Annotated in this window: 23 protein-coding genes and 2 pseudogenes; 16 read left to right on the top strand and 9 right to left on the bottom strand. The window is 58.0% G+C overall.

Annotated features, from left to right (window positions below):
* Positions 1-195 precede the first annotated feature (195 nt).
* Positions 196-453 carry an alpha/beta family hydrolase gene (locus NCT04_RS32705; protein ID WP_350030052.1) on the top strand — a complete coding sequence of 86 codons (258 nt, stop codon included), beginning with the start codon at positions 196-198 and terminating at the stop codon, positions 451-453.
* 101 nt (positions 454-554) lie between these two features.
* On the opposite strand, the pseudogene NCT04_RS32700 reads toward NCT04_RS32705, so the two are convergent.
* The 5 genes and pseudogenes from NCT04_RS32700 to NCT04_RS32680 all read right to left on the bottom strand — a co-directional run.
* Positions 555-1,300 (bottom strand): annotated as a pseudogene (locus tag NCT04_RS32700) (IS66 family transposase); the annotation flags it as partial.
* Between the two features lie 30 nt (positions 1,301-1,330).
* Entirely contained in the window at positions 1,331-1,675 is a 345-nt protein-coding gene (tnpB, locus tag NCT04_RS32695; RefSeq protein WP_250469971.1) for an IS66 family insertion sequence element accessory protein TnpB, read from the bottom strand.
* Entirely contained in the window at positions 1,672-2,091 is a 420-nt protein-coding gene (gene tnpA, locus NCT04_RS34925; protein ID WP_284503555.1) for an IS66-like element accessory protein TnpA, read from the bottom strand. Before tnpA ends, tnpB begins: the two co-directional genes overlap by 4 nt.
* Positions 2,092-2,371: 280 nt before the next feature.
* Positions 2,372-3,490 (bottom strand): annotated as a pseudogene (locus NCT04_RS32685) (IS3 family transposase).
* Between the two features lie 264 nt (positions 3,491-3,754).
* Positions 3,755-4,171, bottom strand: a complete 417-nt coding sequence (locus NCT04_RS32680) for a hypothetical protein (RefSeq protein ID WP_250469970.1) — start codon at positions 4,169-4,171, stop codon at positions 3,755-3,757.
* A 214-nt stretch (positions 4,172-4,385) separates the two neighbouring features.
* Between NCT04_RS32680 and NCT04_RS32675 the strand changes: the two genes are divergently transcribed.
* Entirely contained in the window at positions 4,386-4,589 is a 204-nt protein-coding gene (locus NCT04_RS32675; protein WP_250469969.1) for a hypothetical protein, read from the top strand.
* Positions 4,590-4,616: 27 nt separating this feature from the next.
* Here NCT04_RS32675 and NCT04_RS32670 read toward each other — a convergent pair whose 3' ends face one another.
* From NCT04_RS32670 to NCT04_RS32660, 3 genes are all read right to left on the bottom strand, one after another.
* Positions 4,617-4,895: an HU family DNA-binding protein gene (locus NCT04_RS32670; protein ID WP_250469968.1), complete on the bottom strand. Its 279-nt coding sequence runs from the start codon at positions 4,893-4,895 to the stop codon at positions 4,617-4,619.
* Positions 4,896-4,954: 59 nt separating this feature from the next.
* Complete coding sequence (locus NCT04_RS32665) at positions 4,955-5,233, bottom strand: YlcI/YnfO family protein (protein ID WP_250469967.1); 279 nt, start codon at positions 5,231-5,233, stop codon at positions 4,955-4,957.
* A 773-nt stretch (positions 5,234-6,006) separates the two neighbouring features.
* Positions 6,007-6,297 carry an Arc family DNA-binding protein gene (locus NCT04_RS32660; protein ID WP_250469966.1) on the bottom strand — a complete coding sequence of 97 codons (291 nt, stop codon included), beginning with the start codon at positions 6,295-6,297 and terminating at the stop codon, positions 6,007-6,009.
* A gap of 80 nt (positions 6,298-6,377) precedes the next feature.
* Here NCT04_RS32660 and NCT04_RS32655 point away from each other — a divergent pair, with 80 nt between their 5' ends.
* The 14 genes from NCT04_RS32655 to NCT04_RS32590 all read left to right on the top strand — a co-directional run bounded on the left by NCT04_RS32655 (position 6,378) and on the right by NCT04_RS32590 (position 17,879).
* Positions 6,378-6,566 (top strand): hypothetical protein, encoded by a 189-nt coding sequence (locus NCT04_RS32655; RefSeq protein ID WP_250469965.1) that lies wholly within the window; start codon positions 6,378-6,380, stop codon positions 6,564-6,566.
* A gap of 113 nt (positions 6,567-6,679) precedes the next feature.
* Positions 6,680-7,048 carry a TrbC/VirB2 family protein gene (locus tag NCT04_RS32650; RefSeq protein ID WP_250469964.1) on the top strand — a complete coding sequence of 123 codons (369 nt, stop codon included), beginning with the start codon at positions 6,680-6,682 and terminating at the stop codon, positions 7,046-7,048.
* A complete protein-coding gene (locus NCT04_RS32645; RefSeq protein ID WP_250469963.1) occupies positions 7,045-7,347 on the top strand; it encodes a VirB3 family type IV secretion system protein in 303 nt (100 codons plus the stop codon). Before NCT04_RS32650 ends, NCT04_RS32645 begins: the two co-directional genes overlap by 4 nt.
* Positions 7,334-10,006 (top strand): VirB4 family type IV secretion/conjugal transfer ATPase, encoded by a 2,673-nt coding sequence (locus tag NCT04_RS32640; protein WP_502800722.1) that lies wholly within the window; start codon positions 7,334-7,336, stop codon positions 10,004-10,006. Before NCT04_RS32645 ends, NCT04_RS32640 begins: the two co-directional genes overlap by 14 nt.
* Positions 10,003-10,671, top strand: coding sequence for a TrbJ/VirB5 family protein (locus tag NCT04_RS32635; protein WP_250469961.1), 669 nt, complete (start codon positions 10,003-10,005; stop codon positions 10,669-10,671). Before NCT04_RS32640 ends, NCT04_RS32635 begins: the two co-directional genes overlap by 4 nt.
* Before the next feature lie 246 nt (positions 10,672-10,917).
* Positions 10,918-11,319, top strand: a complete 402-nt coding sequence (locus NCT04_RS32630; RefSeq protein ID WP_250469960.1) for a hypothetical protein — start codon at positions 10,918-10,920, stop codon at positions 11,317-11,319.
* A 1-nt stretch (position 11,320) separates the two neighbouring features.
* Entirely contained in the window at positions 11,321-12,181 is an 861-nt protein-coding gene (locus NCT04_RS32625; RefSeq protein WP_250469959.1) for a TrbL/VirB6 family protein, read from the top strand.
* Positions 12,178-12,855, top strand: a complete 678-nt coding sequence (locus NCT04_RS32620) for a VirB8 family type IV secretion system protein (RefSeq protein WP_250469958.1) — start codon at positions 12,178-12,180, stop codon at positions 12,853-12,855. The genes NCT04_RS32625 and NCT04_RS32620 overlap by 4 nt, the downstream gene beginning before the upstream one ends.
* A gap of 25 nt (positions 12,856-12,880) precedes the next feature.
* A complete protein-coding gene (virB9, locus tag NCT04_RS32615) occupies positions 12,881-13,690 on the top strand; it encodes a P-type conjugative transfer protein VirB9 (RefSeq protein WP_250469957.1) in 810 nt (269 codons plus the stop codon).
* A 1-nt stretch (position 13,691) separates the two neighbouring features.
* Positions 13,692-14,915, top strand: coding sequence for a TrbI/VirB10 family protein (locus NCT04_RS32610; RefSeq protein WP_250469956.1), 1,224 nt, complete (start codon positions 13,692-13,694; stop codon positions 14,913-14,915).
* A gap of 9 nt (positions 14,916-14,924) precedes the next feature.
* Positions 14,925-15,947, top strand: a complete 1,023-nt coding sequence (gene virB11, locus NCT04_RS32605) for a P-type DNA transfer ATPase VirB11 (RefSeq protein ID WP_250469955.1) — start codon at positions 14,925-14,927, stop codon at positions 15,945-15,947.
* Positions 15,934-16,914, top strand: a complete 981-nt coding sequence (locus tag NCT04_RS32600; RefSeq protein ID WP_250469954.1) for a lytic transglycosylase domain-containing protein — start codon at positions 15,934-15,936, stop codon at positions 16,912-16,914. Before virB11 ends, NCT04_RS32600 begins: the two co-directional genes overlap by 14 nt.
* Entirely contained in the window at positions 16,911-17,498 is a 588-nt protein-coding gene (locus NCT04_RS32595; RefSeq protein ID WP_250469953.1) for a hypothetical protein, read from the top strand. The genes NCT04_RS32600 and NCT04_RS32595 overlap by 4 nt, the downstream gene beginning before the upstream one ends.
* A gap of 147 nt (positions 17,499-17,645) precedes the next feature.
* On the top strand, positions 17,646-17,879 hold the full coding sequence (locus NCT04_RS32590) for a hypothetical protein (protein ID WP_250469952.1): 234 nt from the start codon (positions 17,646-17,648) through the stop codon (positions 17,877-17,879).
* A gap of 125 nt (positions 17,880-18,004) precedes the next feature.
* On the opposite strand, the gene mobF is transcribed toward NCT04_RS32590, so the two are convergent.
* Entirely contained in the window at positions 18,005-21,085 is a 3,081-nt protein-coding gene (gene mobF / locus NCT04_RS32585) for a MobF family relaxase (RefSeq protein WP_250469951.1), read from the bottom strand.
* Between the last annotated feature and the right edge of the window lie 5 nt (positions 21,086-21,090).

Below are 21,090 nucleotides of genomic sequence, written 5' to 3'. Positions count from 1 at the left end.
TTTCTCCGGCCAAAGCCGGCGAGCATAGCTCGCGTGGTTGATGTCATGCGCAACGCCAGTCCTGTCGTCCGGTCCGTTCGGTCACGTTCCCGAAACGGCCGGTCACGTTGCCGAAATCGCCGGTCACGATCCCGAAACGGCCGGTCACCTTCGTCCGAAATACGCACACAGCACCTTGCGGACGTCACGGTGCCAATGCTCTTCCTGCAGGGCACGCGCGACAAGCTGGCCGAGCTTCACCTGCTGCGGTCGGTCGTCGAACCGCTGGCGCCGCGCGCCACGCTGCATCTGATGGATGACGCAGATCATTCGTTCCACGTGCGCGCGTCCTCCGGCCGGACCGACGCGGAGGTCGTGCTCGGACTCGCACGATCGATGTCGGCGTGGTTCTTCGCCGCAGGAATAAGCGACTCGGCTGGGCCAGTTCCTCATTCGTGCGCGCGTGAGGCATGATGGAATTCATATGGATCAAGACGGAGGATCGTGTCCATGATCAGCAATCGTGGACATGATCTATCCAAATCTATCCAGATCTATCCGGTTAAGGCGTAGGCGTCGACGTGTACTTTGCCGGCGACCAGCACGTAGCGCTGGATTGCTTCCACAAGCGGCCCGCAGAGCTCGGCGATCTGCCCGATCCAGCGGCCCATGCTGGCGCGATCCAGCGTCACGCCGTCGCGTGCCGCAATCTCCGATTGGCGATACAGCGGCTGATGATCGGCGAACTTCGATACCGCAATGTCGGCCAGCAGGCTCGGATGCGCGATGCTGTGCTCGATCGGCAGGCTGGGCATCGCGGGCTGTTCGATGTGGCCGCAGTCAGGACAGCACAGCTTGTGACGGATCGTGCGGATCACTTTGAACGCAGCTGCCACGCGCGCGAGTTGCTCGGAGGCATCCTCGCCGAGTCGCTGCATCGTTGTCGCACACTTGGGGCAAGCCGGATTCGGTGTGAGTTCGATTTCATCGCGTGGCAAGTGCGGCGGCAGCGGCTCTCGCGTGGGCGCTCGACCGGGCGGCGCCGTCGACGTCTTGTCTCGGTGTCCTCGCGTCTCGGCCGCGCCCTGACCGGCCGTCAGGTCTTCCAGCTGCGCCTCCAGTTTATCGATCTGCCGGGCCAGTTTCTCGGACTTGCTCCCGAAGTACATCCGCCTGAGCTTGTCGATCTGCGCCTTCAGCGTTCGATTTCGTCGTCCCGTGCGGCAATCTCCCGCACCATGTTCTCGATCGACGCCTGCTGCGCGAGCACCAAAGCTTGGAGCTCAGCGACGGAGGCGGGAAGCGGCGCATCTCTGGACATGCGTCGCAGTTTACGAGCCTTCGATGTGGTTTACAACATCGATAGAGCGGCGGTGCGTTGTGGGTGTCGCCAGTCGATGCCTTCGAGCAGCATTGACAGCTGTGCGCTCGTTAGATGGATCTTTCCACCGTCGGCCTGTGGCCAGATAAACCGGCCTCGCTCCAATCGCTTTGCGAGCAGCCAGAGGCCATCGTCGGTTGCCCAAAGCAGCTTCACGAGATCGCCGCGGCGGCCGCGGAAGATGAATACGTTGCCACCCAGCGGATTCTCCTTGAGCGCTGTCTGCACTTTCGCGGCCAGCCCCTGGAAGCCGCAGCGCATATCGGTCGCACCGGCCACGAGCCAAACGCGCGTACCTGCCGGCAGCGCGATCACTTCAGACAATCCTGCAGGAACGCTTCGGCGCGCTCGGCAGACAGGCCGCGAATCCTCACACGCCGTTTGCCAATCTCCACCTCGATTTCGCACGCAGGGGGCGGCATCGGTACGCCGCGTGGCGCTTGCGACGCCATTGCCGACTCCGGCGGCTGCAGTACCAATGCCGAGTCAACCACCTCGACGCTCAGCAAATTCATGCTGGGCACGCTCGACGCGGCTTCGAGTGCAGGGACAGGCAGCTTACCTTCACGGTATTGCTTGCGCCATCCAAACACTACATTGGCGTTGATGTCGTGCCGTCGCGCAACAATCGACACTGACATGCCGGGTTCCAATGTCTCCCTGATCACCTGCTGCTTGAATTCTTGCGCATACGTGCGACGGGGATGCGTACGGCCCGCTGCGTTCGACATGGCTGACTGTCTCCGTCAATCTGAACGCGCTTATCATGCATCGAGAAATTCAGTACTGTGAAACGGTCGTGCCGAGTCGCTTACCCGCAGGATAGTTCGTGTGCGTTACCTGTGCAGGCGCGGGAATGCTTGTAGGGTAGTCGGGACGCCGAGCCGGCGAACTCGCCGTGATGCACTCGCCCGCTCAAACACTTCGTTAACAGCATCAGCAGATGGTCTGTCGCATAGCCTCGATCGCAGCCTGATGCTTGGACACAGACGCTCTGACCTGCCCGTTTTTCTAAGACCACTGCGTTCTAGCAATAACGGCTTGGGTTGAATTTCTTTCTAAGCGCTGGCGGTACGCCAGCGGCGTGTCGTAGTTCAGACTCGAATGCGGTCGAACCTCGTTGTAATGCCGTCGCCAGTCGTCAATCACGATCTTGGCTTCAATCCGATTGCGGAACCATTCCATGGCAAGACATTCGTCACGGAATTTACCGTTGAAGCTTTCGTTCGTGCCATTCTGCCAGGGCTTGCCGGGATCGATTAACACCGATTCGATCTTCTCCGATACCACCCACTTGAGCAACGCTGCGCTGACAAACTCTGGGCCGTTGTCACTTCGCATATAGCGTGGCGCGCCGTGAACGCTGATCAGCTTGCTCAACACTTCAATGACTCTAGCCGATCGGATCGAGCCAGACACATCGATGGCCAAACACTCACGCGTGTACTCGTCGACGACCGTCAAACATTTCAGTTGCTGGCCGTTGGCACACGCATCGAAGACGAAATCGAAACTCCATACGGCGTTGCGAGCGCTCGGAGCAAGCGGCCGGGGACGCGAACCGGCGAGGCGGCGTCGACGCCGTTTGCGAGGCACCTGAAGACCGGCTTGCGCCCAATCGGCTGCACCGCTCCTTGCCGATGATGATCCCTTCGCGACCCAACATGATGCGGATGCGCCGCGAGCCGAAGCGGGGATAATCACCCGAGAGGCGTCGCATCATCTCCACGATCGGGCCGTTCTTGCCCGGCATGATGCTGATGTAACCGAGATTGGCGCGACTGACGTGAATCAGCGCACACGCACGTCGTTGACTCAGCCCGCGCGAAATGGCATAGCGGGCTTGCTCGCGGCGTGCCTGTGCGCTTACCATTTTTTTGCGGAAATCTCCCTCATGACCTCGATTTCCAGGTCACGCTCCGCCACGAGCTTCTTCAGTCGGTTGTTCTCGAACTCTAACGCCTTCAATCGCTTGACGTCGTCACTGACCATTTCGCCAAATCGCTTGCGACACGCGTAAATCGACGCGTCGCTGACACCGTGTCGCTTTGCCACCTCGGCAATCGGCGCACTGTCCGCCTCTCGCAAGATCCGAACAATCTGCTCATCGCTGTATCGACTCTTCTTCATGACGCGCTCCGTATGATGCGCCGTTATCCTAGATCAATTCGGTCTCAAAGTACCGGGGCAGGTCAGCTCGACTTCGCAGTCGCAACCAGGCGCCGCCAATTGTGGGAATTAGCGGAACAAAAACCAGTCATCTGACAGCAAAAAAGAGCTTAAGCGTTCGCGCACGGGTTCGATACCGATTCGAAATGACGTGATGCCTGACCGATGCGGCGTTTCACTCGCGCATCGGGTACATCGCATCAAGATCCGTAAAACGCCCTGCTTTCAAGACGTGATCAAGTCGTCGCTTCGCGACCTCAAATCGATGTAGCGGTGTCGACGCGAGTTGCTCGTCATGCGCGCACAACACCAGCTGATTGGCTCGCACTGATTGTCGGCAATTTGCCAGCCTTCCGTCGTCAATGAATCGTCAATGCTTGCCCGGAGAATCGATTCGGCTTCGAGATAGGCTTCGATCTGGGGATCAAGCCGGTCCCCTTCGCACACGAGAAAGGTCAAATACAGCATTTTGATGAGTGTGCTTGCAAGATCGGCATTACCTCGTCCACTGCGCATCGCCACCAGCGCCAGATGATTTTCCAATGAAAACTTGCGTGCAGTCGTCGGTGCGATCGGCAGCAACTGTGTTCGAGTCAGCGGCGCGCGACGGGCGCTTTTCGCGTGCTTGGGCTTGTTAGGCATGGTGGCGTGTCAGGAAGCATTCCTACCGAGCAGCGGGCTGAGCTTGCCAGCGGCATCAAGAAGGATGAGCAGTGCAATGCTGCCGAAGAACATGGCGATTGGTTCCAGACTACGCCTTTTCGACTGAAACGACTGTGCGCTGAGCAAAGTAGCAAACGCTTGGCTCCGACGTAGGGCTTGGCATAATGCCTACGTCGCAGCAGCCATTCTGTCTATGCCCTCTCCTTCCAAATCCAACACCATGAGGCGAAAACCGCCGCGCGGCACCATCGCACGCTATGGCGATCGCATCGTCGAGGTCTTGGGTGAAGCACGAGGCCAACGCGTGATGATCAGATCGATTCACCCTGATGGCTCGGAGCGCCTGACCGCTGTCAAGCTCACCAATCTGACGCCGCTCGGCAGCCAACTTTTCTAAGTGGATCGACATTAACCGCCCGAGATCTCACGACTCGTTGACGGCGTCCTTGAACGCTTTGCCGGCCGTGAACTTCACGGTCTTCGCCGCAGCAATTTCCTTCGCTTCGCCCGTCGCCGGGTTGCGCCCCGTGCGCGCGGCGCGCTCGCCGCGGCCAAAGGTGCCGAACCCAAGGAACTGAACCGTACTGCCTGCCGCCACTTCCTTCGAGATTGTTTCCAGGACAGCGCTGATTGCCTCTTCAGTGGCGCTTTTGCTGATCCCCACTTCCGACGCGACTGCTTCTACCAATTCTTGCTTGTTCATTGATTCTCCTGGTCCTGATGCGACTCACTCGTCACTGTGGAATGCGGCAAAAACCGAAGTTACCTTGATTCGGTATCGACCGCTTCTAAATCGAATAAATCTGAAGTCGTCCCGTGCTCCGCTACCAAGTCTGACAGTTCGCCATTTCGAACTTTGACCAGCGTCTCGGGCGACAGCCAGATGTCTTCCATCGCGTCGATCCCGTCCTCGATCATTCGCTGCAGAAAAAACGACTGCTTGCGTCCCGTTGCCTCGGCCAGCACGCGCAGACGTTGCTCGATCACTGGATCGACGCGAACCGCAACGACCCGCAATTTATTTTCCGCCGACCTTCTCATTCCATGTCTCCCTAAGCATTCGAGCCTGTCCATCGATTTGACAGGCCTACTTTTCACAAACGGCGCACGCGGAAACTGTCGCAGCTCAACATCTCCGCCAGCGATTGCAAGTAGATTTCTGCGGACCGCACGCTGCGACATTTGCTTGACCCAACGGTAACGCGCGTCGTGTCGGTGGTCGCGCAAAGCACGCAATGACTTCAGATGCTGATGCGATCTGCGCGCGGGACCCGACGCCGCGCACTTGCCTTTCAGACCCTGGCCTAATCTCAGGAGGTCTAGTAAGTCGCCTTCGCTGCCTCACGGCGGATCGCATGCAATCGACCATGCATTTCGTCTTGCGAGATGATTTTCGCAGCCCACTCAAACACCCGAGTGTCGCTAATCTGGCCTGTGACCTCTGCGCGCTGCTTGAAGCAGGCCCACGGCATCGATACCGTTAATCGCAATCGCGGAATCACGATAAACAGGCGGAGTCGCAGATCCGCCTTCAGTCGCATCATCCCGATCCATAGCGGCTTCTGGCAGCACATTCAAGCCCTTGAACATGCTGGCAGTGATCGGGTACAACTCTGATATCACTTTCTGGTGTGACGATCAGAGCATCTCCAGCCCGACCCGCTATGCACACTCAGCATCGCCCTGAAAAGCCCCTTCTCATAGCTCTTGAGGCCCAATCCACGATGACGGTATTCGCGGCAACGACACAAACTCTTACAAAGAATGTGACACTACATTACGAACAATTTCGAGCTTTTGTATGACCATAGGCACTATCGAGGTGCGTCGGTGTTGCCGCCTCGCTGCTGCGCAAGTTCCAACATTCGTTGCGCAAACATCATGATCTCGGCTGGCGTCATGAGTTCCGCCAGAGACATCCGAGAGATGGTGAGGTGCAGCGCCGTCAGGTCCGCGCCAGCATTCACCGTCAACTGCGGGAACGTTGATTCCAGCCGAGCGATGAGCTCGGCATTCAACGGGCGGCGGTTTTTTTCCGCCGCGGCCTTGAGCTCTTCGTACAGCGGCCAAGGCAAGCGATATTGAGAGCGATGGGTATCTTCCATAGTTAAATTTGACACTACCCAGACACTAACGTATAGTGACTACAAGTCACTTTATAGTGACAAAATGAAAGGGAGAAAGAATGGGCGAATCTATTCGATCGCAGTATCGAATTCCGAAGGAGCTTAACGAATGGCTCAGTTCGCGCGCAAAAGCCGAAGAGCGATCTCGAAACGCCCAACTGGTCGTTGAACTCAAAATCCGCATGCGGGAAACATCTCACTCGCAGCTCGACGAAAAGATCGCGCTCGATCTAACAAAGCCCGACTAACCATATTCTCCGATACAGAAATATCAAATTGTCAATATTAGTACTGCATATCAGCAACTGAGAGTGCCTAAAAACCAACGAACCCTAAGGTTCAACTCATGAGAGGGCGAAAGATGCAAGTTCAGAACTCCGACCAATCAGCTCGAATCCAGAAGACCGATCGTCTGGACATGATTCTCGACCTGACGGCTAATGCCTGCGTCATCGCCCTCCTCCTGTTACCGCAGCTCGCACACGCGCAAGACGCATCCGGAACATTTGGCGGGATCACTGCCTTTTTACGATCCGTCACACAACTGCTCATCTATGAGTGGGGCTACTACATCGGCATCATCACCTTGGCGATCCAAGGATACCGCTGGAAGACGGGTCGCATCGACCTCATGACGCTCGGCGGTTGGGGGCTCGGAATTGGACTCGTCTTCTTTGCGCCGAACATCGTCTCTGATCTCAAGGCGCGCTCGGCCGGAACGATCGTATGAGTGTGAGCGAAAGGCTCCACGACGACGAGGGGGAAACGCTGGTTGTAGCTATGACCCGCCCAACGATGGTTGGTGGGTTGACGCTCGCGAGTCTGGCGTTGAGCTTCTACATTCCTGGCATGGCCGCGATGATCGTGCGGTCAGTGCTTCCGGCCATGGCCATCCCCTTCTTGCTGCTCGCCAGTTATCTGATCTGCCTCAAAGACGTTTACTTGTTCGACATTTTGGCTGCCGCAACGCATCTAAAGGTATGTCCGAACAAGCGCTTCTGGAGATGCCGACGCTATGCGCCCCGCTAACATTCTGAAAGAGATGTTCGACATGTCGCTGTCGATGCCGTTGCCTAACGGGGCAGCCGTCGACGCCAAGGAAATGGCGGCAAGTGACATGATCCCCATCACTGTGCACTATGACGACTACAGCGTCCTCACGAAAGATGGCGCGGTTATGCAGGTCATTAAGCTTGGCGGCCTGTTCCACGACTCGCTCAACGCGGCGCAGAAGAAGCAGTACGAGCGTGTGCGCCATACCGTGCTGCGCACAGTCTCGAGTAGCGATCGCGGGATTTATGTTCACTTGATTCGTCGCAAGGTCAATCAGTACCCGGAGGGAGATGGCGGTACGTGGTTCGCACGGCGCTTTAACGCCGCGTGGCGCGAGCGCTATGAGAAGCGTTCCTTCTACGTGAACGAGATTTATATCACCATCGTTCAGAATCGCTTTCGACAAGGCGCGCCGGGCATTCTCGACCGCATCTTCTCCTTCGCGTCTGGTGCGAAGCTATCATCCGAAAACCTCGAGTCATTCGAGGAACAGGCAAAGGCTCTGAACGAGGCCACCAATCTCGTTGTGCAGACTCTGTCGGCCTATGGCGCGCGAAAACTGCGTATCCGGCGTCGGCCAACGTTCACGACGGACCAGATAAGTGCGGCGGACGCCCGGGCAGCCATCCAGCAATTCGATTTGAGCTGGGGAGCGTTTCAGACTCAATATGGCGTGCGTGAAGTCTATGACCGTGAGAGCATCGACGACCATCTCGGTGAGGACTATTCGGAGATTGCCGGCTTCTTCCACTACCTGATCAATCTGGAAGACGAGCGCGTGCCCGTCACCGACATCCAATTTGACCGCACGCTTGCCGTGTCGTGGCTCGATTTCAAGATGGTCGGCAACATGATGTCCGTGCAGAACCTGAGTGGAACACGCGCCGGTGCAATGCTGAGCATGGCCGAATGGCCGGCACGCACACCGTCGCACATGCTTGACGAGTTTCTGCAGCAACCCGTCGAATACATCGTCACCCAGTCGTTTTTCTTCTGCGACCGTATTTCTGCCGAGCATGATATGAAGCAGGAGCGACGACGTCTCGTGGTCAACGACCGGGAAGGTGGTGCGGAGGAGGACAAGAAGGAAATCACGGAAGGCTTGCGCGACCTGACAAGTGGCCGAGCTGTCAATGGCCTCCATCACTTGACGATTCTCGCCCATGTGCCTGCCGCAACAGAGCACGCCGATCCTGTTGAGAACAAAAAGCAAACGATTGCGGACCTTGATAAAGCGGTCGCGTTGCTGAAGAAATCGTTCGTGAACCTTGGCGTCAAGGCCGTGCGTGAATGGTTCGCCGCCGAGACATTCTTCTGGTCGCAGCTTCCAGGCCAAGCGCAGCATTTCATCGGCCGACGAGGCAAGATCAAGTCCAGCAACTTTGCGGGATTTGCCTCACTGCATAACTACGCGATTGGAAAGATCGACGGCAACCTGTGGGGCCCGGCGATTATGCCCTTTGAGACAGAGAGTGGCACCGCCTATTACTTCAACTTCCACCGGGAAATGGAAGGCATGGTCGCAGGGCACATGGCCTTGACCGCGGACACGGGAGCAGGCAAAACGACCCTACTGTCGGCTCTGATCGCCATGGCTGACAAGGCGCGTCCGCGCGTTTTCTGGTTCGACAACCGTGAGGGTGCGAAGGTTTTCATGCGCGCAATGGGGGCTCCCCACACCACGTTGTCAGTGCAGGGAAACACCGGCTGGAACCCCTTCAAGCTACCCGACTCACCCGAGAACCGCTTGTACCTCGTCGAATTGATGACGCTGATGCGCACGTGCTACGGCGGCAAGCTCACGCCCGATGACATCGAGCGGTTCAAGCGAGCCGTCTGTGAGAACTACGACGTTTTGCCATTCCAAGATCGCCGTTTGCGTAATGTGGCGTGGTGCTTCGGTCAAGGACAACTGGCGAAGGACATGAGGATTTGGCACGGCGCAAATGGTTCAGCGGGCGCCAATTGGGGCGTGTTTGACAGCGAGCACGACAGCATCGACCTCACGCAGTGCCGGCACTACTGCTTCGAAATGCGGCAGCTCATCAAGGACGGAGTGGCTCGACCCGAACTGCCCGTCGTCTTGAGCTATCCGTTTCACCGTATCGAACAGTCCATGAATGGTGAGCCGTTCATCCTTGTACTAGAGGAAGGCCAGAACCTCGTCAAACACGCGTATTGGCGAGAGAAAATTGACAGCTACATCATGCAGATCCGCCGCAAAAATGGGCTGCTCATCTTCGTCACGCCCGACGCCAAATATCTTTACAGCGAGACGGATTCGATCCAGAAGCAGACTGCAACGAAGATTTACCTCCCAAACGGAGAGGCGAGCAAGACCGATCTCGTGGATCGCCTTGGCCTCACAGACGGCGAATTCGATTTCGTTCATAACACACCGCCCGAAAGCTTCAAGTTTTTGATTCGACGTGGCAATGAGTCGATCCGGGTCAAGTTCGATCTCTCGGACATGCCCGAGTTTATCCCGGTGCTCTCCTCGAACGACAAGGGGGTTGCGCTGATGGAGCAAATCATCAGTGAACTCGAAACCGACGACCCGGAAAAGTGGTTGCCGGTCTTCATGCAGCGTGCGATCTCCGAAAACACGCACAACCTCAAGAAGGAAGGAGCGTGAACGTGAAAACTACGCTTGTTGCCGTCGCTGTAGGCTTCTCACTCAGCGTCTCGGTGCCAATCTACGCCACGGGTATCCCGACGTTTGACGCTGCCACGTTTCTGCAACTGCAGCAGCAACTTTCGCAGCTGCAGGACCAGTACAGAACACTCAAAGATCAATACGCAGCGGTGACCGGAAGCTACGGCCGTGGTTCGATCGGCCTAAATCAGTCGATCAACGCGGCATCGGTCGTGCCGGGGTCTTGGCAGGAGGTCGTCTCGCAACAGCAAAGTGGCACCTTCGGCGCGAGGCAGAGTTATTACGAGAAGCTCATCAACACAATGCCGCAAGACGTATTTGCCAATCCCAATGCGCAAAACGCGACGTCTTACAAGATGAGCACGGATTCCGTCCGTGCGGCGTTGGCTGGCGGCGATTCGTTGTATTCAGAGGTTCAGACGCACCTGAACAACCTATCCGTGATGAGTCAGCAGGTCGATACGACAACGAATGTCAAAGACGCACAAGATTTGCAGAACCGTATATCCAGCGAGAACGGCATGTTGTCGAGTGCTATGGCCAAGCTCAACGCGATGAACATGAATCTCCAAGCGAACCTCGTGAATCAGCAGAATCAGGCGACAGCCGCGACACAGAAGTATTTCCATCGCGCAGGCCAATAATCAGTTCTCGCGCGCGAGAGGACAAGAGCCCTGAGAGAAATGTCATGAAAATCCTCGCTTTCCTTCCCGCCTTTGTTCTTTTCTGGCCAATGATGAAACTAGCGAAGAAGGGATGGCGCTTGTTCGTCGTACTGCTCGCAATATCCTTCATGAGCGGATGCGCAAATTCATCGAACAAGCTTGACAAGTCACCGTGCGCGTGCAAATTCGAGTCAATCAACACGAGTAGCTGAAGGAGTAACACCGATGCGCAATCTTCGCTGGATGCTGATTTCTGGAGCTACCTTGGTCATCGCGATCGGAGGAGCCGTTTATTACTTTTTTCCGAAGCAACCAACCAATCAAGCTGCGAGCGTGTCGAATGACGTTCCACCACCGTCGAAAGAAAGTCGCATGCTTGCGGTCCCAGCCGGCAATCCGTTGCTGACCGCCGACTCAAATCAGTTCAGAAGATGGGTGCCCTCGTACCCAATCCGATGTGGCGAAATCATCTTCGAGAAGGCTAACCCTAAAGCATCCAACTTTTCGTTTTGCGTCGCGGAGATACGAAAGCGCGTTACCACGGCAACAGGGTATCAACTGAGTCGCGATGATGTAATCGACTCGCGCGTCGCGACACACTGGAACGAAGTGACGGGAGCTAAATAGCATGGCCGACATGTCTCTGCAAGGCTTGGTTGGTGCTGCGGACGGCGTTACCCAGTCATTCCTGGCGCAGACGTATCCAGCCATCTCGGCGGCCATATCAACGCCGATCTACTTCGCTGCCGTGCTGTACTGGGCGCTGTTTGGCTACAAGGTGTATGCAGGGTACGCGCCCATGCAGTGGAAAGACGTCCTAGCAAAAGCCGTGATGACGGTTGCTGTGTTCGGAACGCTAAATTGGGGAGGATTTGCGCAGACCATCTATTCCGCGTTTGTTTCGTTCATGGAGGGCGCTGCTGCTACGGTCATGGCCGGGAAACCAACAGCCCAAATGCTGGACGCACTTTGGAATAACGTGGAAGCAGTGTCGGAGCGTCTTCGCTCCGTGGACTTCTATCAATTCGCGATGATATGCGACGGCATTCTCTTATTCGTGTTGAACTGCGTTCTGTTCGTGCTGGCTCTCGTCTACATGACGATAGCCAAGTTCGGACTTGCGATCACGATGGTGCTATGCCCTCTCTTCATTGGCTTTCTGATGTTTCCCGAGACACGGCAGTGGTTCATCAATTGGGTGAGCAAGATGCTGACGTTCTGTTTGATGTACATCTTGGTGATTGCGATAGTTCGGTTCGGCTTTCTCGCGTTTGGTGACGCTATCGACACGGCGGGAAAGGTGGCGCAATCAGATGGATTGGCAACCAGTGAGCAGACAGCTCAGCTCGTCATCGTGGAAGGCGTGTTGATTCTGTTCATGCTGGGAGTTAGGAGCTGGGCGTCAGCGCTGGCGGGAGGAGCTTCGTCATCTACTGGCACCTTAGTGATGATAGCCCGAATGGCGCTCGCAAAAGGAGTAGGGAAATGAAACCATTCGGAAAGGGGACCTTCACGGGCGACGAGTCAACGCGACGTATGCAGCTTGGTGGTTCAAACAAGCTTAAACAAGAGCGCAACCGTGCTTATCTTTTCATCGGCCTGCTTCTTTTTGTTGTCGGCGGCATGGCGAGCGCGATTACCGTCCTCGCCAGCATTCACACGGTCGTTCCTGTCGTATCAGTGCTCGACGCCAACGGACATGTGGTGAAACAGCAGGTGGTCAACAAGGAGACGATCACCGGACAGGAGAGCTTCGTCCAGAGCCAAGTGTACGACTTCATCATGTACTGCAACACGTTTGATCCTGACTGGCGCCAACGCTTCGCCGACTTGTGTCGGCTGCATTCAACGCAATCAGTTGCCGCTCAATATGACGCGGAGACCAGCGCCGACAACGCAAACAACCCCTACTACCAGTTGGGCCAGGGCGGGCGTCGCTATCCGAAGATCACCGGCATCACGTCGCTCGGGAAGGATGCGTATCAGGTCTCGTTCCAATCGATTATCGAAAAGCCCGGCAGCCCGCCGAAGACCGAGTACTACACGGCGCTTGTGCGCTACACGTTCACGTTCAAACCGCTCGCATTGGGCGACCGCTGGGAAAACGCGCTTGGCTATGCCACGACGGGTTATCGGAAAGATCAAGAGTTGAGCCGCCAGTAACACGCTTTGAGCAAGGAATCAGACCATGAACCGCAAGTTCGATCCTATCGCTTTAGCAGTCCTTATCAGCGTAACGACTCCGCTGTTCTCCGTTCCGTCACTCGCAGCCAAGTTGCCTCACGCACTTGTGACCGATGATCGAGTCAAGCAAGTCCCCTATGACCCAAATCAGGTCTATGAGGTGGTGGGCACGTATGGATATCAGACTTCCATTGAGTTTGCCAACGACGAGGTAGTCAAGGTGGTCTCTCTGGGCGATTCGATCGCATGGCAAACGGTCCCTTACCAAAATCGGTTGTTCATCAAGCCGGTCGAGCCGAATGCGGCAACCAACCTGACCGTCGTTACCGACAAGCGGACCTACTATTTCAAGCTTACGAGCTCAAAGGCGCGAACGACGCAGACGTTTCTGGTGCGCTTCATTTACCCGAACACAGCCTCGAACATGAACGCGAGTATGGGTGGCTCCCCCGGTGCCACTCGGTCCGACGCCAGTGCGAGCAATGGAATTGATCCTGCACGGCTGAATATTGACTACGGTGTGTCGGGAGACAAAACTGCGGTTCCCCTCAAACGCGCGTTCGACGATGGACAGTTCACATATTTCCTGTTCGACCAGAATGCTGAGATCCCGTCGTTCTACACGGTGGGTCCGGACGGCACCGAATCTGCAGTGAGTCCGCGTCGGGAAGGCCCGTACATGGTCGTCAAGCGTACAGCGAGCCTCTTCACGCTGCGCAACGGCAATGCCCATTTGTGCGTACAGAACAACGCGAATCCTTATCGCCGTGCTGACGTGAGCACCGCTTCAGCGTTCAATGCCGAGGGGCACTGATATGGTGGATCCGAACATCAACCCTGCCGAGGACCGCGAAGCAGCCGTTCGGGAGTGGGAAAAGCAGGCCAACACCTCGATGGTGGCCGACAACCGCAAAAAGCGGCTTGGCGGTGTCGCCATCGCTGCGATCGCGACCGCCGCGATCGTGGCAGTGTGGCTGGTCAAGCATAGCGGCAATGACTCGGCCAAGACGGCAGCCAATAGCGAACTCTCCATCCCGGACCGCAAGCCCGTCCCAAAGCTCAAGGATCAAGAGCTGGCGAGTGCCTCTTCCGTCACGGCCGCACCGGCGGCAACCCCGGCAAGCACGGTGCAGGCCGACGACCCGATGAAGGCGCAGCGCGAGCAGATGGAAATGCAGCGTCGCGAACAAGCGCGACGTTTGCTCGAAGCGCGCATGAAGTCGGCCATCATTCCGCCTAACAGCGGGAATCAGCCTGCAAGCGTTCAGACACAGGCAGCGCCCGATGCAGGCGGTCAGGGGCGGCCAAACGCCGGGATGCTCGGCGGTGGCTCGGGCGACCAAGGCCCGCAAGATGCCAATTCGCGCTTCGCCCGTGCAGTGACCGGCAATGCTGTGCCGGTCAGCATGGCAAGCCAAATCGACAATCTTCCCTACAAGGTTTTGCAGGGCGAGTTTATCGAGGCAGTCTTGGAACCTCGGGCGATCTCCGACCTGCCGGGTCAGCTGTGCGCGCTTGTGCAACGCGATGTATATGGCGCACAGGGTCGGCTCAAACTGATTCCATGGGGCTCGCGAGTGTGCGGCACGTACAACGCCGAACTGCGCAAAGGCCAAGATCGCCTCTTCGTCGTGTGGAACACGCTGCGTCGACCTGACGGCGTGCAGGTTGCCATCGACAGTGCCGGAAGCGACCAGCGCGGTACGGCCGGCATGGGCGGGATCGTCGACACCCATTTTGCCGAGATTTTTGGCATGTCGGCGCTTCTGTCCATCATCGGTGCCGGTGCGTCGAACGTCGGTGTAAGTTCGGGCGATCAATACAACTCCGCCTCGCAATACCGGCAGTCGGTGCAACAAGCCGCAGCCCAGTCGTCGCAACAGGTCCTTTCCCCGTACATCAACATCCAGCCGACAGTGACAGTGCCAGCAGGCTCGCGCGTACGTATCTACGTGAACAAGGATTTGGATTTCACGTCGATCTACAAGGATCAGATCGATGCGGCGAAGCACGTCGACGGCGTGACGTTCATTCAGTGAGGAGGAGACATGTCGCAAATTGCCTCCTTCCGAGCCAAGCTCTCGTTGCTGGCGGACTATCTTGACGACAAGGATGTCACCGAGATTCAGGTCAACAAGCCGGGCGAGCTATGGCTGAGAAAGAAAGACTCATACTACGCCGAGAAGATCGAAGTGCCGGGACTCACGTATCAGTTGCTTTCGTCACTGGCTGACGTCACCGCTTCCTTCAAGAGCCTCGAAGTCGATCGGGAGAGCCCGATACTCTCCGCCGAAATTCCGGTCAATCTCGATGATGGCATTCCGGATTTCGAGCGAGGAACCTACCGGGCCGAAATGATCCTGCCACCCGTCGTGCCGGAGGGGACCATCGCAATGACGATTCGCAAGCAGTCGCTCGTCCGGATGAGTCTACCGAAGTACTTGGAACAGGGTACGTTCCGATTCGTGAACGGCGATGTGATCGATGAACCCTACTCCGATGCAAGCTTGCAGGAGATGTATCGGGCGAGGCAGTGGGACGCGTTCCTGCGCGGCGCGGTGTTGGCCCACAAAAATATCGTCATTTCCGCTGGGACCTACTGCGGCAAGACGACATGCCTGAACGCACTGGTACAGGAAATACCCGCGCACGAACGCATCGTCACCATTGAAGACTCCCGCGAGATCGAGCCGGCCCAGCCAAACTGTGTTCGATTGTCCTACGCCCGTCATCAAGCATCGGGGCAGGCTGCCGTGACGCCAACCACGTTGCTTCGCTCGTGCATGCGGCTAACCCCTGATCGGGTGATCATGGGTGAGATCCGCGGCCAGGAGGCCGTCGAATTCGTGAACATGCTCAACACGGGGCATAAAGGCTCGCTCACGACTATTCACACGGATTCACCTGCTGAGATGTATGACCGGTTTGGCGAGTTGATGGACGGACACACCTCGATGACGCGCGAGCAAATCATCGAACGCGTCAGAAGGCGTATCGACGTCGTCGTGCAGTGGAAATACACCGAGCGCAACGGCCGCTACATATCGGAGATCGTTTATGCAGGCGCGTGACGCTCTACCCATACTCGCCGCGGCCGGGGCGTTGCTGGTATTCGGCCGGTTCGCCTGCGCCCACACAGCGGCCCCTTCTCTACCGCTCGACAAGCTGGCCGCCGAATGCGCGCCGGGTGTTCACCCGACAACACTCAAGGGTGTGGTGCGCACCGAGTCGGCAGGCAATCCCTTCGTGATTGGTGTCGTGGGTGGCCGACTTGAGCGTAAGCCGCGCAACCTGGCGGAAGCCGTCGCGACGGCGCGAGAGCTTGAGCGACAGGGCTTCAATTTTTCGATGGGACTCGGACAGGTCAATCGCTACAACCTTGCGAAGTATGGCGAACGCTACGAGACGATATTCGAGCCATGCCGCAACCTCAAGGCGGGCAGTGCGATTCTACGAGATTGCTACCAGCGCGCGAAGGCACGAATAACGGACGATCAACAAGCGCTCCGCGCTGCTTTCAGTTGCTACTACTCGGGTAACTTCACGCGCGGCTTTCGGCCAGATCGCGCGGGTGAGCGGAGCTACGTGCAAAAGGTGGTGGCGAACGCGACAGACACAGCCGAGCCCATTCCCGTTGTACCGGCCGTGAAGCCAGATAGCGCTGATGCCAGCGTTACGCCTCAACACGCGGCAGCCCAGAAGCCAGCGAAGCGGATGGCCATGACGCCGCAATGGGTGATGTTTGCAGACGGTCAGGCGCAGCGTGACCAGGCCCCCGACTCACCTGTCGAGAATGCCAACAGCGGGGCGGCGGTCAGAGTACGGTTGGCAACGCCGGCCGATGGCTCGGCGTACATAGTCAACCAGACGCGTCCCGCTCCCACATCAGCTTCGCATGCGACGCAGCCAGTCGCCGTCCAGCGATCACCGACATCGGCATCGACATCAACTACGCAGCAGGCTGCGCCATTCGTGCAGTTTGTGAATCAACGCTTCTCTGGCATACGGGAGAAGCGCTTTCGGGACGAAAACCGATGAAAAGAGCCATGATTGTCTTGCTTGTCCTCGGCACATCAGTGCCGGCCCATGCCTCGGAGTACGGTTGCAAGGTGCTGCTATGCCTCGCCAATCCTGCATCGAACGGTGGTCCCAAAGGCGTTGGCGAATGCGTGCCCCCGATCAATCAGCTCTATCACGACCTCAGCAAAGGGAGACCGTTTCCGAGTTGTGATCAAGCTGACGGAAATGATGGATCGAGCTACGCCCGGCAGGTCAATGATCCGTACGATCCTTGCCCGGCGCCGCTGCTGCCGGCCGAGCGTGGCTCCTATGTCGTCGAGGGCCAAAGAGGATCGAGCGGTAACAAGGGAGGATGGTTCGGCGGCGATGGCACATACTCGCTGAATGCCCCACCGCAACTATCGGAGTCATCGGTCGGGAACGGCTATGCCACGGGCGCGCGAGCCTGTGTCGGTCAGTCAATCGGCTCGTACACGACCGGCAGCTATGACAACACCTACACCGTGTACGTGTTCGACAAGGTGCTCTGGCAGCCACCGCAGAATCCGCGGGCCATCGACGTCTACATCGACAACACCTACCAACAGCGCGTGCGTTGGTAGCAGTGTCCGCTCGGATATCGGTGTGCACGCATGTCGGTGAGCTCCTACCGGTGAGCTCGCATGTGCCACGCGCGATAGCGGTCCGAAAATAGTCGCGCCCGCATCAACCTCCAGGCGCACCGTCAATCTACAAATGGAGCACGATCGATGATCCGACCACCTCTTGTCCGTCTTGCTGATCTGATTGCCTACTTGGCGGTCGCTTTTTTTCTCCTGTGGTATGCAACGAACATCGTGCTTGTCGTGGCCACTTGGCCGGACCCTGGGCGTTGGATCGCGTTTTTCGTGGTCTTCACCATGTCGATCGCCTGCGCGATCATGATAGGGCCGATTTCGCGGGCGTTGGTCGATTTGGGACGGATGCCGTCGGACCGATCGTAGGGCTAGCCGTTGAAGCTAGTGGATGCTGGCTGATGCGTGACGAGTAGCTGACGAAGCGCCGATGACGCCGATCAATAAGCGCGCATTCCGCACATTCGTTACCGAAGCGACCTATCTGAATCGACCTATCTGAATCGACCGTAATCCGAAGGCTTGCGACCGTTTGTTGGCTGCCTGCGATGGTCCTCGGGCAGTTGACGTTGCAAACCTTGCTTACCCGCTGCAGCGCCTCCAGGCTGCGTACCAACACCGCGGCGTTGCAGTTCCCGCTCTCGCTGGATCGCCAAGGCCGTCGTCTTATCGAATCGACGTGCGATCGCAGCAGGCAGCGATTTGATCGAGTCCGTGTAGACCCGCGCCTCGTACCGTGATCGGCTGATGGCGACGTAATACAGATTCATCGACGTCGTGCGACTCTTCGTGTCGAGCGCGATCAACGTCCGGTCGTTGGTCAAGCCTTGTGAACTATGGACGGTCGAGGCATAGGCGTGTTCAAGGTGAAGCGGTCGACCGGTCGGCAGCTCAATTGATCGCACGGGCCGGCCGTCTCGATGCTCGACCGTTTCGAGGCTCACCACACCGCCGATCACGCCAGCCACACGCATGCGATCGCCATTCGTGAGGTCTCGACCTGCATCGTTCCGATTGATCCGCACGGTGTCGCCGACCGAAAGCTCAGCCCGCTCGAGTCCATAGACGCTCAGCTGCGTCACCTTGCGGGGGTTGATCGTCGCCGTCGTGCCATCTTGCCGACACAAGATCAACGCGTTGCCGGGTAATGCCTCTGTCACGCGGTATGTTTCGCCGCGCACCAACCCCGCTTTCACGTAGTCCTTTTCCGGTTGAATCACCATACCGGGCTGATAGCTCGGTGCAAAGCGACGCTGCGCTTGCGTCATGTCTACGCGAGTCAGCGTGTCAAACTCCCGCCCGTTGCCGGTGAGCGCCAGCGACTCGCGCACCATCTTGTTGATCTCGCGACGCGCTTCGTTGGTGCCGGCGACAATCAGTGTGTCGCGACGCTCGGCTTCGGTGAGCGCAATGTAGTCGTTCACAATCGCGCGATGTCGCTCCGTCGGCTCTTTCAGCTCCTCGATGTGTTTGAGATGCGCGAGCGACTGGGTGACACGCTGTTCTGCTGCGTGTTCCACCGCCGCCTTCAGCTCGTGATCTTTCTGTCGCTGTAGTTCGCTGATCCGTGCGGTCTGCATGCCATCGAGTTGAAGCTGGGCGAAAGGTTTTCCTGCCTCAATGGCCTCAGTCTGCTTAGTGTCCCCGATCAACACCATACGCGCACCCGCCTTCTCGACCGTTCGCATGAGCTGCTCCATCTGGCGAGCGCCGACGACGCCGGATTCGTCCAATACGATGATCGTCTTGGCGTCAACGGGCTTATCCTTCGACCGGAGAAAACTCGCGAGCGTATGCGCTTCGAGTCCTTCGTTCTTAAGCGCCTTGACCTGATTGCCATATGGAGCGAGCGCGACGGTCCGGTAGCCTTGTTGCATCGCGGCGTTCGAGGTCAAGGCCGACGCCTGTTTGATGAGGGAAACGGCCTGATTGATGGTGTAGGTCTTCCCCGTGCCGGCGTCGCCCTGGATGCCCACAAATCGATTACCCGTGGCGACGATCGTTTCGACGGCCGAACGCTGCCCCGTATTGAGCGTGGAGTTTTCGAGCGCCGATCTGACGGCGGCGATTTCCAGAATCGGCGCGACGGCCCGACGTCCGGTCCGTTCGATGGCGAGAATGGCTTTTTCGCGGGCAAGCGCCTGTTGCGTCGTGTATCGCTTTTCGGCCGGTACGAGTGAGCCCTGTTTGATCGCATTGGCGACGTACTGCTGCGCCTGCTTGTTTGACCAGCCCTTGAGCTCCTGCAGATAGCGCTTCCAGCCTGCAATAGACAGCGCGGGACCCTCCTTGCGCTCGGCCATCCGATACGCCGGCACCGCCTCGATAAGCGCGCCCTGTCCGACCAATCGCTTGATTTCGGCGCGAACGTCGCTCGGCCCTGCCAAGCCCACGGCCCGGCGTAGAGCGGTCGCCATGAGCGCGCTCTCACGCACGACGGCCTCACGTTCAGTGAGATGGTGGATGGCGTACTGCGCCACCGCTTGTGCAGGCGTGAGGCTGGCCGGCAAACTCGTTGCGGCAACGCGATCGCGCTCTTCGGGCTTAAAGACCTTCCCTCTGTCGCCGGTGATAGCGTTAGTCACCTTGCCGGTCATCCCGTCGGCTGCCCCGTCGAGCGTGTGGCTAGCCTCTCCCGGTGCTGCGCGCTCTCGCCCGCCGCTCACGTCATAACTACGTCCATCAAGCCGTGATTTCGGGCCGTAATCAATGCCCAGGTCGCGGCTTTTCTCAGCCCAATATTGCTTCACGATCTCCCGGTCGGACTCGTCCTTGCGCGGGCGTGTGGCGAGCGCAATCACCTGCTTCTCGATCGTGGTGGCACTCGCGCGCGTTTTACCCTCGTTGGCCAACGCCTCTTCAATGACACGGCTGCGTGCTGAAAACGCTTCGATCTGATCCCGGCTAATGTGGGCCAACTCAAAATTGCCGTTGTCGTCAACCAAACGGATCGAGTAACCGACCGCCTGCAGGCCTTTTGCCAGCTCGGCTTTATAGATCGCATCGACCTCGTGCTGGACGCGAAAAATGTCCTCGTTCGCGAGCGCCCGCCATGCACCGTCGGCGCGCCGCGTCATGTTCATCACGACCGAGTGCGTGTGCAACTGAGGATCTTTCGCCCGGCTCATCTCATGCCGGAACTTGGCGATGGTCATGTTGCCCGTGCGTTCACGGTAGCTCTTGCCCTTTACTTTCTTGCGGGCCTCGGCGAGTTGCTCGACCTGTTCGAGCGCGCGGGTCACGGCGCGGTCATGCGCAGCGGTCACTTCGCGGTCGCCGGCCACGAGCGCTTGCATCGAAACCGACTTTGGCGCCGAGAAAGTGAGATCGAGCCCCATGCGCTTTTTGCTGTCGACGGGGTCAAACGTCGTCTGGATTCGCTCGCCGTTGGGCAGCTGGCCGTCCAGGAGACGCGAAAGCTGTGCCTGTTCGATGGGCCCCGTGAGCCCGAGGTGCCGCGCCCCTTCGCCCTGCCACTCGCCGGGATTCTCCTTAGCGTAGTAGTCGTCGGCCGACGAGAAGTAATGGGCGGCTGCATACTGGTTGCTTCCGCGAATCGGCGTCACATTGAGCATCGCGG

It is taken from the genome of Caballeronia sp. GAFFF2 (assembly GCF_023631485.1).
GTDB lineage: Bacteria > Pseudomonadota > Gammaproteobacteria > Burkholderiales > Burkholderiaceae > Caballeronia.
Note: the sequence above shows the minus strand (reverse complement) of the source record. Positions and strands in the feature narration are given on the sequence as shown.